This window comes from Cryptosporangium minutisporangium (assembly GCF_039536245.1).
Taxonomy (GTDB): Bacteria; Actinomycetota; Actinomycetes; order Mycobacteriales; family Cryptosporangiaceae; genus Cryptosporangium; species Cryptosporangium minutisporangium.
Window position 1 is genome coordinate 45,062 of the sequence record NZ_BAAAYN010000040.1, and the last position, 14,235, is coordinate 59,296.

At 72.1% G+C, this 14,235-nt stretch carries 12 protein-coding genes; 8 read left to right on the top strand and 4 right to left on the bottom strand.

The window, feature by feature from the left end:
• The first annotated feature begins 4 nt into the window (after window positions 1–4).
• Both pip and ABEB28_RS28230 read left to right on the top strand, forming a co-directional pair.
• Window positions 5–967 carry a prolyl aminopeptidase gene (gene pip, locus ABEB28_RS28225; RefSeq protein WP_345731264.1) on the top strand — a complete coding sequence of 321 codons (963 nt, stop codon included), beginning with the start codon at window positions 5–7 and terminating at the stop codon, window positions 965–967.
• Window positions 964–1,914: a zinc-binding dehydrogenase gene (locus ABEB28_RS28230; protein WP_345731265.1), complete on the top strand. Its 951-nt coding sequence runs from the start codon at window positions 964–966 to the stop codon at window positions 1,912–1,914. The genes pip and ABEB28_RS28230 overlap by 4 nt, the downstream gene beginning before the upstream one ends.
• Here the strand turns inward: ABEB28_RS28230 and ABEB28_RS28235 are convergent.
• The gene (locus ABEB28_RS28235) at window positions 1,904–4,285 is read right to left on the bottom strand and encodes a HelD family protein (protein ID WP_345731266.1); all 2,382 of its coding nucleotides are present in this window, start codon (window positions 4,283–4,285) and stop codon (window positions 1,904–1,906) included. The genes ABEB28_RS28230 and ABEB28_RS28235 overlap by 11 nt on opposite strands.
• Before the next feature lie 253 nt (window positions 4,286–4,538).
• On the opposite strand from ABEB28_RS28235, the gene ABEB28_RS28240 reads away from it, so the two are divergent.
• Entirely contained in the window at window positions 4,539–5,150 is a 612-nt protein-coding gene (locus tag ABEB28_RS28240; RefSeq protein WP_345731267.1) for a hypothetical protein, read from the top strand.
• A gap of 170 nt (window positions 5,151–5,320) precedes the next feature.
• Complete coding sequence (locus ABEB28_RS28245; protein ID WP_345731268.1) at window positions 5,321–6,481, top strand: response regulator; 1,161 nt, start codon at window positions 5,321–5,323, stop codon at window positions 6,479–6,481.
• A 117-nt stretch (window positions 6,482–6,598) separates the two neighbouring features.
• Here ABEB28_RS28245 and ABEB28_RS28250 read toward each other — a convergent pair whose 3' ends face one another.
• Window positions 6,599–7,519, bottom strand: a complete 921-nt coding sequence (locus tag ABEB28_RS28250; RefSeq protein WP_345731269.1) for a pentapeptide repeat-containing protein — start codon at window positions 7,517–7,519, stop codon at window positions 6,599–6,601.
• A 228-nt stretch (window positions 7,520–7,747) separates the two neighbouring features.
• On the opposite strand from ABEB28_RS28250, the gene ABEB28_RS28255 reads away from it, so the two are divergent.
• A complete protein-coding gene (locus tag ABEB28_RS28255; protein WP_345731354.1) occupies window positions 7,748–8,122 on the top strand; it encodes an ankyrin repeat domain-containing protein in 375 nt (124 codons plus the stop codon).
• Window positions 8,123–8,250: 128 nt separating this feature from the next.
• On the top strand, window positions 8,251–9,237 hold the full coding sequence (locus ABEB28_RS28260; RefSeq protein ID WP_345731270.1) for a malate dehydrogenase: 987 nt from the start codon (window positions 8,251–8,253) through the stop codon (window positions 9,235–9,237).
• A gap of 58 nt (window positions 9,238–9,295) precedes the next feature.
• Here the strand turns inward: ABEB28_RS28260 and ABEB28_RS28265 are convergent, their stop codons facing one another.
• Window positions 9,296–10,426, bottom strand: coding sequence for an HD domain-containing phosphohydrolase (locus ABEB28_RS28265; protein WP_345731271.1), 1,131 nt, complete (start codon window positions 10,424–10,426; stop codon window positions 9,296–9,298).
• A gap of 132 nt (window positions 10,427–10,558) precedes the next feature.
• On the opposite strand from ABEB28_RS28265, the gene ABEB28_RS28270 reads away from it, so the two are divergent.
• Complete coding sequence (locus ABEB28_RS28270; protein WP_345731272.1) at window positions 10,559–12,289, top strand: PAS domain-containing sensor histidine kinase; 1,731 nt, start codon at window positions 10,559–10,561, stop codon at window positions 12,287–12,289.
• The gene (locus ABEB28_RS28275; RefSeq protein ID WP_345731273.1) at window positions 12,286–13,497 is read left to right on the top strand and encodes an HDOD domain-containing protein; all 1,212 of its coding nucleotides are present in this window, start codon (window positions 12,286–12,288) and stop codon (window positions 13,495–13,497) included. Before ABEB28_RS28270 ends, ABEB28_RS28275 begins: the two co-directional genes overlap by 4 nt.
• A 62-nt stretch (window positions 13,498–13,559) precedes the next feature.
• On the opposite strand, the gene ABEB28_RS28280 is transcribed toward ABEB28_RS28275, so the two are convergent.
• Window positions 13,560–14,210: a LysE family translocator gene (locus ABEB28_RS28280; RefSeq protein WP_345731274.1), complete on the bottom strand. Its 651-nt coding sequence runs from the start codon at window positions 14,208–14,210 to the stop codon at window positions 13,560–13,562.
• Window positions 14,211–14,235 lie beyond the last annotated feature (25 nt).

Genomic DNA, 14,235 nt, shown 5'->3' on the forward strand with positions numbered 1-14,235 from the left:
CGCCATGCACACGCTCTACCCGCCCCTCGAGCCGTACCGCACCGGAATGCTCGACGTCGGTGACGGCCACTCGGTCTACTGGGAGGAGTGCGGAACGCCCAACGGCAAACCCGTGGTGTTCCTGCACGGGGGGCCGGGCGGCGGCTGCTCACCCGAGCACCGGCGCCTGTTCGACCCGGCGCGGTACCGGATCGTCCTGCTCGACCAGCGGGGCTGCGGGCGGAGCACCCCGCACGCCGGCCTGCCGGTGGCGGACCTGAGCGCGAACACGACCTGGCATCTCGTCGCCGACCTGGAGGCGCTCCGCGAGCACCTGGGCATCGACCGCTGGCAGGTGTTCGGCGGGTCGTGGGGGTCGACGCTGGCGCTGGTGTACGCGCAGACGCACCCCGAGCGGGTCACCGAGCTGGTGCTGCGCGGGATCTTCACGCTGCGGAAGGCCGAGATCGACTGGTTCTACGAGGGCCCGGCGGGCATGCTCGCGCCCGAGCGGTGGGAGGAGTTCACCGCGGCGGCCCCGGAGGCGGTGCCCGGCGAGTACGTCGAGGCCTACGCCCGGCGCCTGTTCGACCCCGACCCGGCGGTCCACGAGCCGGCGGCGCTGGCGTGGGCGCGGTGGGAGGCGGGGAACATCTCGCTGTTACCGCGGCCGGAGTTGCTGGCCTCCTACGGCCGGGCGCCGTTCGCGACCGCGTTCGCCCGGATCGAGAACCACTACTTCCGGCACGGCGGCTGGCTCACCGAGGGCCAGCTGATCGCCGAGGCACGCAAGCTCGCTGACATCCCGACCGTGATCGTCCAGGGCCGGTACGACCTGTGCACCCCGGCCACCACGGCCTGGGAGCTGCACCGGGCGTTACCCGAGGCCGAGTTCGTCCTCGTCGACGACGCCGGGCACGCATTCGACGAGCCCGGCACCCTCGACGCACTGATCACCGCCACCGACCGATTCGCGGGGACGGAATGAGAGCCGCCCAGATCGTCCGCTGCGGGACGCCGCCGGTCGCCGCCGACCTGCCGGAACCCGAGCCGAGCCCCACATCCGTGCTGGTCGAGGTCCTCGCGGCCCCGATCACGCCGCTGGACCTGCTGTGCGCGTCCGGAACGTCGTACTTCGGCGTGCCGCCGACCCCCTACGTCCCCGGCGTCCAGGGCGTCGGTCGGTACGACGGCCGGACGGTCTGGTTCCCCACGTCGGCCGGGATGGCGCCGGGCGACGGCAGCATGGCGCAGCGGGTCGCGGTCCTGGCGTCGGACCTGGTGGAGTTGCCGTCCGGAGCGGATCCGGTCGGTGTCGCGGCCGCGGGCCTCTCCGCGGTCGCCGCGTACGCGGCGCTGACCTGGACCGGTGCACTCACGGCCGGGGAGCGGGTCGTGGTGCTCGGCGCCGGCGTGGTCGGGCAGGCCGCGATCCAGCTGGCCCGTTCCGCGGGCGCGGAGCTCGTCGTGGCCGCCGCCCGGTCGGCCGCGGCACAGCGCCGGGCTGAGGCCGCCGGAGCGGACGTCGTCGTGCCGCTCGACAGCGACGACGTCGACGAGCTGGCCCGCCGGTTCGCCGCGGCCTGCCCGGACGGCGCCGACCTCGTCCTCGACGGCCTGTTCGGGGCACCGGCGGCGGCCGCGCTGCGCGCGCTGCGCCCGGGCGGCCGCCTGGTGAACCTCGGTAGCTCGGCGGGGGAGACCGCGCCGTTCGACTCCGCGACGCTGCGGAGCCGGTCCCTGCGGGTGCTCGGCTACACGAACAACGCGCTGACGCCCGCCGATCGCGCCGCGGCCGTGCGCACGATCGCCGAGGCCATCGACGGCGGCCGGCTCGTCGTCGCCCGGGAGGTCGTTCCGCTGGAGGAGGTCACCGCCGCCTGGGAACGGCAGGCCGCCGGCGCCGCCGAGGGACGCATCGTCCTCACGCCGTGAACGCCTCGCGCAGCACCCCGGGCAGCGGGCCCGGGTGGAGCACGCCGAGGCGCTGGGTCGCCCGGGTCAGCGCCACGTAGAGATCGTTGCCGCCGCGCGGCGAGGCGTCGATCATCCCGGCCGGGTCGACGAGCAGGACGACGTCGAACTCCAGACCCTTGGCCTGGCCGACGCCGAGCACCACCACCGGCGCCGTGAGGTCCGGGTCCGGCCCGGCGGACGCCTCCGGCAGCACCGCGGCGACCTCCGACGCGAGAGCGTCGGGGGTGATCACCGCGAGCCGGCCCTGGCCGAGCTCGGCCAGTTGGGCGCGGACGTGCTCGGCGACCTGCTCCGGAGGAACCTCCGCGTGCCACGGCGGCACCCCGGTCTCCCGCACCGACGACGGCGGCTCCGCGTCGGCGTCGAGCGTCGCGAGCAGCGGCGCGGTGAGCGCCATGATCTCGGCGGGAGTCCGGTAGTTCACCGACAGCCGGGTCAGCCGCCACCGGTCGCCGACGAACGGCTCGAGCGCCTGGTCCCAGGCGCGGAGGCCACCCGGGCTCGACGTCTGCGCGATGTCGCCGACGAGCGTCATCGAGCGGGTGGGGCAGCGGCGCATCAGCAGCCGCCACGCCATCGGCGACAGTTCCTGCGCCTCGTCGACGATCACGTGGCCGAACGTCCACGTCCGGTCCGCGGCGGCGCGCTCGGCGATCGTGCGGCGGTCGGCGACGCCGAACTGGTCGGCGAGCTGGTGGGCGTCGAGCATGTCGGTGACCGACAGCGCCTCGCCGTCCTCGGAGGCGGAGCCCGCGGCGATGTCGAGCACGCCCTGCGCGTAGGCGATCTCCTCGTCCCGGGACCGGGCGGCCCGGGACCGCGCGGCCCGGTCGTCGACGCCGAGCACCTGGAGTGCCTCGTCGAGCAGCAGCAGGTCGGCCGTGCTCCACCCTCCGGCGACGCTGCTCACCGCGGGCCGCACCAGCAGCGCCTGCTCGTCCGGCGTGAGCAGCCCACCGGCCGCCGACGCCAGCCGATCCGGCGAGGCGAACAGCTCCGCCAGCAGCCGCTGCGGGGTCAGCCGGGGCCAGAGCAGCTCACAGGCGTCCGCGACCGCCGGATCGGACTCGGCGACCGCGCGGTAGTCGACCGCGGTCTCGGCGTACGCGTCCTCGTCCCCGGGAGCGTCGGCCAGGCCGAGCCGGGCCAGGTCGCCGCGGACCGCCGCGTCCAGGTCAGCGCCCCCGAGCATCTCGGCCGCGTCGGCCACGAGGCGGTCGGCCAGCCCGCGGGCGTGCGCGATCAGCTGCCGGGCGACCTCGTCCACCACCAGCCGCACGAACGTCGGACGCGCTTGGTTGTGCGGACGCCGGGTTGCGCGGGCCCGGTCCGCGGCCGCCACCCAGAACTCCGGCTCCAGCCGCACCGGATCGTCGCCGACCTGCAGGGTCAGCGGCCGGCCCGGGGGAGCCTGCCGGTCCCGGACCGCCGCCGCCAGCACGTCGGCCAGCACCGGCCGCCCCTTGACCTCGACGGTGGCCGCCGCCTCCCGACGGTCGGCGACCACACCCGGGAACAGCTCACCCACCGTCGAGAGCAGCACGCTGGTCTCACCCAAGCCGGGCAGCACCTGCCCGATGTAGCGGAGGAACGTCGCGTTCGGGCCGACCACCAGCACGCCGCGGCTCGCGATCCGCGCCGAGTGGTACAGCAGGTACGCCGCGCGGTGCAGCGCCACCGCGGTCTTGCCGGTGCCCGGACCACCCTGCACGACCAGTACGCCGTTCTGGTCGCTGCGGATGATCGCGTCCTGCTCGGCCTGGAGCGTGGCGACGATGTCCTGCATCCGGCCGGTGCGGCCGGTGTTCACCGCCGCCAGCAGGGCGGCGGCACCCGCCAGGTTCTCCCGGCCGGCGTCCGGTGCGCCATCGAGCACCTCGTCGTCGAGCGAGACGACCCGCCGACCCCTGGTGACGATGTGCCTGCGGCGGTGGACGCCCTCCGGCGCGGCGCTGGTGGCGACGTAGAAGGCGCGGGCGGCCGGGGCGCGCCAGTCCACCAGCAGCGGGTCGGCGTCCGGGTCGTCCGCGGGCAGCCCGATCCGGCCGATGTAGTGCCGCTCGCCGCTGCGCAGGTCCAGCCGGCCGAAGCAGAGGCCGTTCTCGGCCGCTTCCAGCCGGGACAGCCGCGTGGCGTACTCGGTGAACGCGGCGTCCCGCTCCGTGCGGGCCTGCGGGGTGCCGCCGGGCCGGGCCGCGACCTCGGCGAGTCGTTGCCGGGTCGTGTCCCGCAGCGTGTCCAGCCGTGCGTAGAGCACGGTTAGCCGGTTCTGCTCGCGGTCGAGGTCGCTCGGGGCGTCGTGCGGGGTCACGGAGTCAGCGAGAGACACAGTCCACCTTTGGTGCGGTTCGTAGCTTCCTGGCGATCGCTACGGTCCGGGCCGTCGGCCGGCTCGGGCGTGCGGGAGGCCAACGTCGAGGACCGGTCCGGTTGTTCCCACCCGCGGCCCACTTTTTCTGCGATCGAGGCGACCCGGCGGGGTCCGTCGTCCCGCGGCCGATCGGCCTAATGTGGAAGCGGCCGGGCGTGCCCACTGGATCGATCAGCTCCGACCGTACGACGTAGATGGGGGAGAGGCCCGGATGACGACCGTGTTCCGAGTGGACCGCGGAACGCGTGACCGCTACGCGCAGCTCGTCCGATACCACCAGGACCTGTTCGTCGACGCCTGGGGCGACATCGCGCCGGTGGAGTTCGCGGCGGTGGCCTGGCGGATCGCCACACCACCGCTGACGACGACCCCCGCGTACGTGCGCTGGCACCGGCGGGTGCTCTCCGCCGAGGTGGTGCGCAACTTCTGGGACGGGTCGCTGCTGGCCCGCGTCCAGCTCGTCGCGCCGTCGCCGGTGAACCTGGCCACGCTGCCGCCGGTGTCGTCCGGGGCGCCGCCGACCAGCCCGTTCGGCGACGACCAGGTCCGGGAGCCGGGAGACGGCGCCTGGCGCGGATGGACGAGCTCGTTCGGCCAGTTCGTCACCCCGACCGCGCAGGACCTGGCCCGCGGGCCGTTCCTGCGGACCACGGTCCTGGTGGAGGCGCCGCTGCCGCTGGCCGGGCTGCCGGAGGCGCCGGATGGTCCGGTCGAGGGATTCGAGGACGACGCCGACCGCGCGGTGGCGGTCCTGGCGCGGGCACTGGACCGGCTGGTCGCGCCGGTGGTCACGAGCCTGGAGTCGTCCGGCCTTCCGCAGTGAGGCCGGGTACGGCCCATTAGGTAATAACAAGCCCATACGCGTCAGGGTCCTCCTCGGCGACGACCGGGGAGAGCGGCGCGGCACGCCTCGCTACCCACGGAACGCCTCTCTGGTTAAAGTATCGCTTCTAGGAACAAAACCGGGTATTCCGTTCACGATCAGGGGGCGCGGTGGCGCAGCGGATCCTGTTGGTGGACGACGAACCGGGCGTGCTCGAGGGTCTCCGCCGTACGCTGGCGACTCGCTACACCGTCGAGGCGGTGCTCTCCGGAGCCGAAGGGCTGAAGAAGCTCGAACTCAGCCGCGGGGGTTCCAACCCGTTCGCGGTCGTCGTCTCGGACATGGTGATGCCGGGGATGGACGGTGTCGAGTTCCTCGCCCAGGCTGCCGAGATCGCCCCGGACGCCGTCCTGATGGTGATCTCCGGCAAGGTCGACATGCGGTCGACGATCGCCGCGGTCAACACCGGCCGGCTGTTCCGCTTCATCGCCAAGCCCTGCAGCCCGCGGGATCTGCACGCCGCGATCGACGCCGCGCTGGTGCAGTACCAGCGGTCGAAGGCCGAGGGCGACCTGCTGGAGAAGACGCTGACCGGCGCGGTGAAGGTCCTCGCGCAGGCCCTGGCTATGGCCAGCCCGGAGACCGGGAGCCGGACCACGACGATCACCGAGCTGGTGGCGGGCGCGGCACGGCTGCTGGGCCAGAGCCACAGCTGGGAGCTGCGGATGGCGGCCCGGCTCAGCCAGCTCGGGCTGGTGTCGATCCCCTCCGACGTGCTGCAGCGCGTCGAGGGCGGCATCGAGGGCAGCGCCGGGGAGAAGACGATGTACCGCTCGCACCCGCTGGTGGCGAGGGATCTGCTGGCCGATATCCCGAAACTCGAGCGGGTCGCGGCCTGGGTCGGCGGCCAGACCGTCGATGCGACCGCTCCGCCGCCGAAGGCCGACCCCGATCCGGACCCGCGGACGGAGCTGCAGCGGCAGATCTTCACGGTCGCCACCGAGTTCCTGGCCGCGAAGGACATCGGCGAATGGCCACCGGAGTGCGCGGCCCGGCTACTCGTCGGCGGCCGGTACCGGCCCGAGGTGGTCCAGGCCGTGCTGAAGACCGCCCAGGAGCGGGACGCCGTCCCGGACGCGATCTCGGTGACGATCAACCAGCTGAAGGTGGGCGCACGGTTCGTCCGGGACGTGAAGGCCACGACCGGGGCGATCCTGGTGCGCAAGGGTGATCGGGTCACCGAGGCGATCCGGGTGCGGCTGCAGAACTTCAAGACGTACGTGGGTGTGGTCGAGCCGCTGCGGGTGACCCCGCCCAACGAAACGTTCTGAGCCCTTCCCGCCGGCGGGTTAGTTGGTTTTCGGGAAGACCACCTCTCAGCCGCCCGCAGCGGTGGCCTTCCCGAAAACCAGCCGCCACGCAGCGCGCAGCGTGGGCGGGGAGTGGGATCAGCGCCAGTGGGTGGGGCGGTCCAGGTGCGGGGGGATGCGGGTGGCCCGGTCACCGCGGGCGGCCGCGAGCTGCGCCGGGACCAGGTACAGCGCGTCGGTGAGGTCGGCGCCGGACACATCGGCGTCCCGCAGGTCCGCGCCGAGGAGATCGGCCCACCGCAGGTCCGCCCCGCGCAGCGTCGCCGCGATCAGGTAGGCCCCACGCAGATCGGCGCCGCGGAACGTGGCTCCCGGCAGGCGGGCGCCGATCAGATCGGCCCCGGCGCGGTCGGCGCCGGTCCAGTCGGCGCGCCCCGGACCGCCGGTGCGGCCGGATTTCCCGCGGGGACGGCCGGGCGGGGTCGAACCGGAAAGTGGGGGACCGGTTCGTCGGTGACCGGGCACGGCCGCGGCGCGAGCCAGCCGGCTGGCCTCCCGCAGCAGCGGCGTCACCGCGCCCCGGTGCGCGTCGACGTCGAGCGCCAGCAGCTCCTCCGGTGTGCCGTCGGCCAGCGCCCGGGTGTGCTCGGCCGCGGTGGAGAGCGCGGCGTGCACCGGGGCGGCCGCGGGCAGCGCGAGCGCTTCCTCGGCGTACCAGCGCAGCTCGTGCAGCTGCCGCTGGACCGCGAAGACCGCGAACATCGCTCCGGCGGTCTCCGGCGCGTCGCGCCACGAGCGGCCCCCGAATGTCTGCTGCGAGACGCGTTGCCCGGCGCCGAGGCAGTCGAAGACCGTGCACCCGGTGAACCCGGACGGACGGAGCCGTGCGTGGATCCCGCAGCGGTGCTCCGCGGTCAGGTTGCCGCAGGGTGTCCCGGCGGGCTTGTCGACGGCGAAGTCCGCCGAGCGGGCGAAGGGCAGCGCGACGCAGCACAGCGCGAAGCAGTTCGCGCAGTCCGGGCGCAGGTCCGCCGGGACGCTGCGGTGGGGCCCGCTCATCCGGCCAGGGTCCGCTCCGGCAGCCCGAGGTACATCGCCCGTCCCGTCGTCGAGTCTCATGGATCGGGTCCATTCTGCCAATCGGTGAGACCAAGTAGTAATAACAAGCCCATACACCTGATCACACCCCACCACTGAAGACCAACCCCACGCCGAGCAGGGGAGCCCCTCGGCACCTAGGGTGGATTCGTGGAACTGGACGAGGAGACGCTGGCGTTCGCGCACCGGATGTTCGACCTGGCGCGCGGCGGGCACACCGACGAGCTCGCGGCGAACGTCGACGCGGGTCTGCCGGTGAACCTCACCAACGACAAGGGCGACACGCTGCTGATCCTCGCGGCCTACTACGACCATCCGGAGACGGTCGGCGCGTTGCTCTCCCGCGGCGCCGATCCGAACCGGGTCAACGACCGTGGCCAATCGCCGCTCGCCGCCGCGGTGTTCCGCCGGTCCGAGCCGAGCGTCCGGACGCTGCTCGCGGCGGGTGCGGATCCGCATGCCGGCGGACCGTCCGCCCTGGACACGGCGCGGTTCTTCGACCTCCCGGAGATGCTGACCCTGTTGGAGGGTGCGGCCGGGAACGGCCAGAACCCACCTGCGTAGTAACAAGCCCATACAGACGAACGCACCCACCACAAGATGCAAACATCACACCGACGGGACCGGTGGGCCCCTCGGGCGCGGGGCAGGGGTAGCGTCGTCCCCCGACAGCAACGATGGTGGGAGGCGTGATGGTGCAGGGACCAGTGACGGTCACGGTCACCGGTGCAGCGGGACAGATCGGCTACGCGCTGCTGTTCCGGATTGCGTCCGGACATCTGCTGGGGCCGGATGTTCCGGTGAAGCTCCGGCTGCTGGAGATCACCCCGGCTCTGAAGGCGGCCGAGGGCACCGCGATGGAGCTGGCGGACTGCGCCTTCCCGCTGCTGCAGAGTGTCGACATCTCCGACGACCCGCGGGTGGCGTTCGACGGCGCGAACGTGGCGCTGCTGGTGGGTGCGCGGCCGCGGACCAAGGGCATGGAGCGTGGCGACCTGCTCGAGGCCAACGGCGGGATCTTCAAGCCGCAGGGTGAGGCGATCAACGCGGTCGCGGCGGATGACATCAAGGTGCTGGTGGTCGGTAACCCGGCGAACACCAACGCGTTGATCGCGCAGGCGCACGCGCCGGACGTGCCGGCGGAGCGGTTCACGGCGATGACGCGTCTGGACCACAACCGGGCGATCTCGCAGCTGGCGTCGAAGCTGGACGTGCCGGTGACCGCGATCAAGAAGTTGACGATCTGGGGTAACCACTCGGCGACGCAGTACCCGGACCTGTACCACGCGGAGGTCAACGGGAAGGTCGCGGCGGAGCAGGTCGACGAGGCCTGGCTGCGGGACACGTTCATTCCGACGGTGGCCAAGCGGGGTGCGGCGATCATCGAGGCGCGGGGTGCGTCGTCGGCGGCGTCGGCGGCGAACGCGGCGATCGATCACGTCTACAGCTGGGTGAACGGTACGCCGGAGGGTGACTGGACGTCGGCGGCGATCCCGTCGGACGGCTCGTACGGTGTGCCGGAGGGTCTGATCTCGTCGTTCCCGGTGACGGCGAAGGACGGGAAGTTCCAGATCGTCCAGGGCCTGGAGATCGATGCGTTCTCGCGGGAGCGGATCGACGCGTCGGTGCAGGAGCTGGCCGAGGAGCGCGACGCGGTGCGCGGGTTGGGCTTGATCTGAGTTTTCGGTGTGCCCGGCGGGGGCGGCGACCTACTGGTCGCCGCCCCCGTTCGCCGTTTCAGGCGGCACCGGCCGGGGTGCCTTCGGCGACGCGGATGGGTTCGTTGACGCCGACGGTGGCGGCGAAGTTCGCGAGCCGGATCTTGACGGCTTCGGTGACGGTGTCGCCTTTGCGTACGAGGACGACGCCGGAGGTGGCGAGGACGTCGTGCTGGAAGACCATGCCGAGGCGGAGGTCGCGGACGGTGAGTTCGCGGATCTCGTCGGAGTGGCCGGCGCTGGTGGCGGCGTGGAGCACGGTTTGGACGACGTCGGGCCGGTGGCGGCAGGTGCCGGTGAGGCGGCGCGCGGTGGCGGTGGGTTCTTCGGCTTGTTGGCGTGCGGCGACGAATTTGGTGGCGACGGCGAGGACGTCGATGCAGAAGCCTTCTTCGTCGTTCTCGGCGGGGTGGCTGCCGTCGCTGTTCTGTTGGGCGATCCAGCGGGCGACGCGTTCCATGCGTGGGATGCGGATGAGGAGGTCGTGGGCCACCTGGGGGTGGGTGGCGTACATGGCGATTTCTTCGGGGGTGGGGTTGGCGCCGGTCTCGACGCGGTCGACGACGTCGGGTGGGATGGCGACGAGGCCGATCTGGCTGAGTTTCGCGGCGGCGCGGAGTTCCCAGACGTGGCTGAGGTGGAGGGATCGGGCGGCGGTGTCGACGAGGCGGCTGGTGCGGGTGGTGCGGCTGTAGGCGTCGGGGTTGCCGAGGGAGAGCAGCTGGGAGAGGACGTCGACGGAGCCGGCGAGGGTTTTCTGCAGGAGTTCGCGTTCGGCGTGGACGAGTTGGTATTGGCGGAGGGCGTCGTCGATCGCGCTGCGGAGGCCGTGGGGGCTGCAGGGTTTGGCGATGAAGCGGAAGAGGTTGCTGTCGTTGACCGCGGCGATGGTGGAGGGCAGGTCGGCCTGGCCGGAGAGGATCATCAGGACGGCGTCAGGGGCGACCTGGTGGGCTTTGCCGAGGAATTGGGCGCCGTTCATCTGCGGCATCATCATGTCGGAGATGACGACGGCGAACGGGTCGGTGCTGTGCCGGTTGCGTTCGAGGATGGCGAGGCCTTCGGCGCCGGAGAGGGCGACTTCGATGCTGAAGTGGCTGGCGAGGTTGCGGCGGACGCCGTCGAGGACGCGCGGTTCGTCGTCGACCATCAGGATTCGTACCAACTCGACCCGCCTACAGTCTTAGGCCCGTTAATTCCCTTTGGCGCAGTTTAGCCGTATCTTTGCGAAAAGCCTCCGGCGCGCCGGGGACTGGGGGACGCCGGGTACGGGAGGCCGACGATGGGCGACGTCACGCCCCAGCCCGCTGACACGGAGCCGCTGGCGCCGTCGGACGAGGCCATGCGTCGGCTCGGGGCCAGCGCGTTGCTGTCGCCCCTCGGTCTGGCGATCACCGACGCCGTGGGGCGGGTGGAGTGGGTCAATCCGGCGTTCACCCGGCAGACCGGCCTCTCCCTGGCGAACGCGGTCGGGCGGCACCCGCTCGATCTTCTGCTGCCCGCCCGCGAGTTCACGCCGGACGAGGTCGAGCGGCTGCAGCGGGAGCTGGCGGCGGGAGGACGCCTGCACCTGGAGTTCGACACCGAGGACGGGGTGGGCACGCCCTGCCGCATCAGCCTGCGGCTGGGTCCCGGCGCCGGTGAGGACACCGTCCGGTACTTCGTCCTCCTCATCGAGGACATCACCGAGCGGCGGGACAGCGCCGAGGAGGCGCAGCGCACCGCGGCCCGCGCCGAGGCGGTTGTGCACGAACTGCACGCCGAGCGGGAGCTGCTCGCGAGCGTCCTGTCCACGATCCCGCACGTGGTGTTCTGGAAGGACACCGAGCACCGCTACCTCGGGTGCAACCAGCCGTACGCGCGGCTGCGGGGGCTGAGCAGCGACAAGGACCTGGTCGGGCGCCGGGAGGGTGATCTCAGCCAGGACGAGCTGGGGCTGCTGATCGCGCAGATCGAGGGGCACGTGCTGGACAGCGGCACGCCGGTCGTCGACCAGGCGGTGACCGTGCAGGGCCCGGACGGGCACGCGCAGATGCTGCTGCTGAGCGTCCTGCCCCGGCACGCGGACGCGAGCGCTCCGGGTGGGGTGATCGGCGTCGGCGCCGACGTCACGCGGATCACCGCGCTGGAGCGTCAGCTGGCGCAGGCCACGCGGCTGGAGTCGATCGGTCAGCTGGCCGCCGGCCTCGCGCACGAGATCAACACCCCGGTGCAGTACGTGTCGGACAACGTGCTGTTCCTGGCGGATTCGTTCACCGACGTGCTGGAGGCGCTGCGGTCGATCGCGAACGTCGCGCGCGGAGCGGAGCAGGATCCCCGCGGCGACGCGCAGGCGCCGACCGTGGCGGATCTCCGGGCTCGGTTGTCGCTGCTGGTGGATGGCCTGGACCTGGATTTCCTTGGGACGGAGATCCCGAGCGCACTGGAGCAGACGCTGGAGGGTGTCGCGCGGGTCGCGGAGATCGTGCGGGCCATGAAGGAGTTCTCCCACCCCGGTCAGGGGCGGACGGAGACCGATCTCAACCGCGCCGTGGAGACGACCGTGCAGGTGTCGCGCAACGAGTGGAAGTACGTGGCGGAGATGGAGATGGATCTGGACCCCGGCGCCGGCCTGGTGCCGTGTTACGAGGGTGAGCTCAAGCAGGTGATCTTGAACCTGCTGGTCAACGCGGCGCATGCGATCGCGGAGAAACAGCAGCGCAGCGGTGATTCGGCGCAGGGGCGGATCGGGGTCAGTACCCGCCGGGTCGGGGACACGATCCAGATCTCGGTGAGCGACACCGGCACCGGCATGGACGAGGCGACGCGGCTGCGGATCTTCGACCCGTTCTTCACCACCAAAGAGGTCGGGAAGGGCACCGGTCAGGGCTTGGCGATGGCCCACAGCTGTGTGGTGGGCAAGCACGGTGGGTCGATCGAGGTCGACTCGGTGGTGGGTGAGGGTACGACGTTCCGGCTGATCATTCCGGCGACGGTGGAGGCACCGCAGCCCGAACCGATGACGGGTTGGTGAGCAGGGTGCTGCGGGTGATGTTCATCGACGACGAGCCGAACATTCTGTCCGGGCTGCGGCGGATGCTGCGCAGCCAGCGCAACGAGTGGGACATGCAGTTCGCGAACTCCGGCGCGGAGGGTCTGGCCCTGATGGCCGAGGCGCCGGTGGACGTGCTGGTGTGCGACATGCGGATGCCGGGGATGGACGGCGTGCAGGTGATGGCGGCGGTCCGGGAGCGGTATCCGTCCACGGCGCGGATCATCCTGACCGGGCAGACCGATCGGGAGTCGGTGATCGCCGCACTCGGCCTGACTCAGCGGTTCCTGCTCAAGCCGTGCCGCCCGGAGGATCTGATCGCGGCGATCGAGCAGGTGATGGAGGTGCGCCGGGCGGTCACCGAAGGGCAGATCCAGGCGTTTCTGGGGTCGGTGCACTCGTTGCCGCGGCCGCCGGCGGTGTACACGCAGATCGTGGAGATGGCGTCCCGGCCGGACTGCAACGTGCAGGATCTGGTCGAGGTGATCGAGCACGACATCGCGACCGCCACCGAGGTGCTCAAGCTGGTGAACTCCGGGGTGTTCTGTGCGCCGCACCCGGTGGACACGCTGGCCGGTGCGGTGGTGCTGCTGGGGTTCGACGCGATTCAGGCGCTGGCGCTGGCCAGTTCGGCGCTGCGGTCGGACGTGCCGACGCCGGAGAGCTTCGATCTGGACGCGCTGGCGAACTACAGCATGGTGGTCGCGGCGATGTGCCGGAAGATCGCGGCGGCCGAGGGCGCGGACCGGAACGGCGTCAGTGCCGCCTTCCTGTCCGGTTTGCTCCATAGTGTCGGGTTGCTGGTGCAGGTCAGCGCGAGCCCGGGCGGCTGGGAGCTGGTGCGCGAGGGGTCCCGCGACCCCTGGGCGCAGGCCGAGGTGGAGGTCGGGGTGTTCGGCTGCACGTCGACGCAGGCCAGCGCGTACCTGCTGGGGCTGTGGGGGTTCGCCGAGCCGATCGTCCACGCGGTGCTGGAGCAGCCGGTGCGCCCGGAGGATCCGATGGCGACGCCGGCGGCTCACACGCTGGCGTACGCGCGGATGCGTGCGGGCTACCCGAAGGCGGAGATCGCGGGGGCGCCGGGCACGTACCTGTCGCCGGAGCGGCTGGCGCGCTGGGACGAGCTCTGTGCGGACCTGCGGGAGGACCTGGACACCGTGGTCTGGCCTCCCGCTCCACTTCCCCGATAATGTGCATTATGTAAAGTTGCGGGTTCCGGGGCCCTTGGGAGGACTCCGGTGGGCGCTCCCCCTCAAGCGGTCGCGACGGCGGCTTTCGAGCGGTCGGTGGCGAGCTTGATCGCGAGCCCGGCGAGCGCGGTGCCCATCAGGTAGCGCTGGACACGCAGCCACGTCGGGCGGGTGCCGAGGAACCCGGCGATGGCGCCGGCGGTGAGCACGATCAGCGCGTTGACGGTGAGCGCGACGGCGATCTGGACGCTGCCCAGCGTCAGGCTCTGCCACGCGACGTGGCCGCGGGCCGGGTCGACGAACTGCGGGAGCAGCGAGACGTAGAGGATCGCGATCTTGGGGTTGAGCAGGTTGGTGACCAGCCCCATCGTGAACAGGCGGCGGGCCGGGTCGGGCGGCAGCGGCGTCGGGTCGAAGACGTTCGTGCCGCCGGGGCGCAGTGCCTGCCAGGCGAGGTAGAGCAGGTAGGCGGCGCCGGCGAGCTTGATCGCGGTGTACAGGGCGGGGACGACCGTGAACACCGCGACGAGCCCGACGGTCGCGGCGGTGAGGTAGACGAGGAAGCCGACCGCGACGCCGGTGAGCGAGATCAGTCCGGCGCGGCGTCCCTGGGTGAGGGTGCGGGAGACCAGGTAGATCATGTTCGGCCCGGGGGTCAGGACGAGCCCTAGGGCGACGGCGGCGATGCCGAGTAGCGCGCCGGTGGTGATCACGGGGCCTCCTGTGCGGGTGGTGCCT

Excerpts from the sequence above, each read along its gene's own strand:
- pip (WP_345731264.1), top strand. The coding sequence starts at position 5 with ATGCACACGCTCTACCCGCCCCTCGAGCCGTACCGCACCGGAATGCTC.
- ABEB28_RS28240 (WP_345731267.1), top strand. The coding sequence starts at position 4,539 with ATGACGACCGTGTTCCGAGTGGACCGCGGAACGCGTGACCGCTACGCG.
- ABEB28_RS28250 (WP_345731269.1), bottom strand. The coding sequence starts at position 7,519 with ATGAGCGGGCCCCACCGCAGCGTCCCGGCGGACCTGCGCCCGGACTGC.
- ABEB28_RS28230 (WP_345731265.1), top strand. The coding sequence starts at position 964 with ATGAGAGCCGCCCAGATCGTCCGCTGCGGGACGCCGCCGGTCGCCGCC.
- ABEB28_RS28265 (WP_345731271.1), bottom strand. The coding sequence starts at position 10,426 with ATGGTCGACGACGAACCGCGCGTCCTCGACGGCGTCCGCCGCAACCTC.
- ABEB28_RS28260 (WP_345731270.1), top strand. The coding sequence starts at position 8,251 with ATGGTGCAGGGACCAGTGACGGTCACGGTCACCGGTGCAGCGGGACAG.
- ABEB28_RS28255 (WP_345731354.1), top strand. The coding sequence starts at position 7,748 with ATGTTCGACCTGGCGCGCGGCGGGCACACCGACGAGCTCGCGGCGAAC.
- ABEB28_RS28270 (WP_345731272.1), top strand. The coding sequence starts at position 10,559 with ATGGGCGACGTCACGCCCCAGCCCGCTGACACGGAGCCGCTGGCGCCG.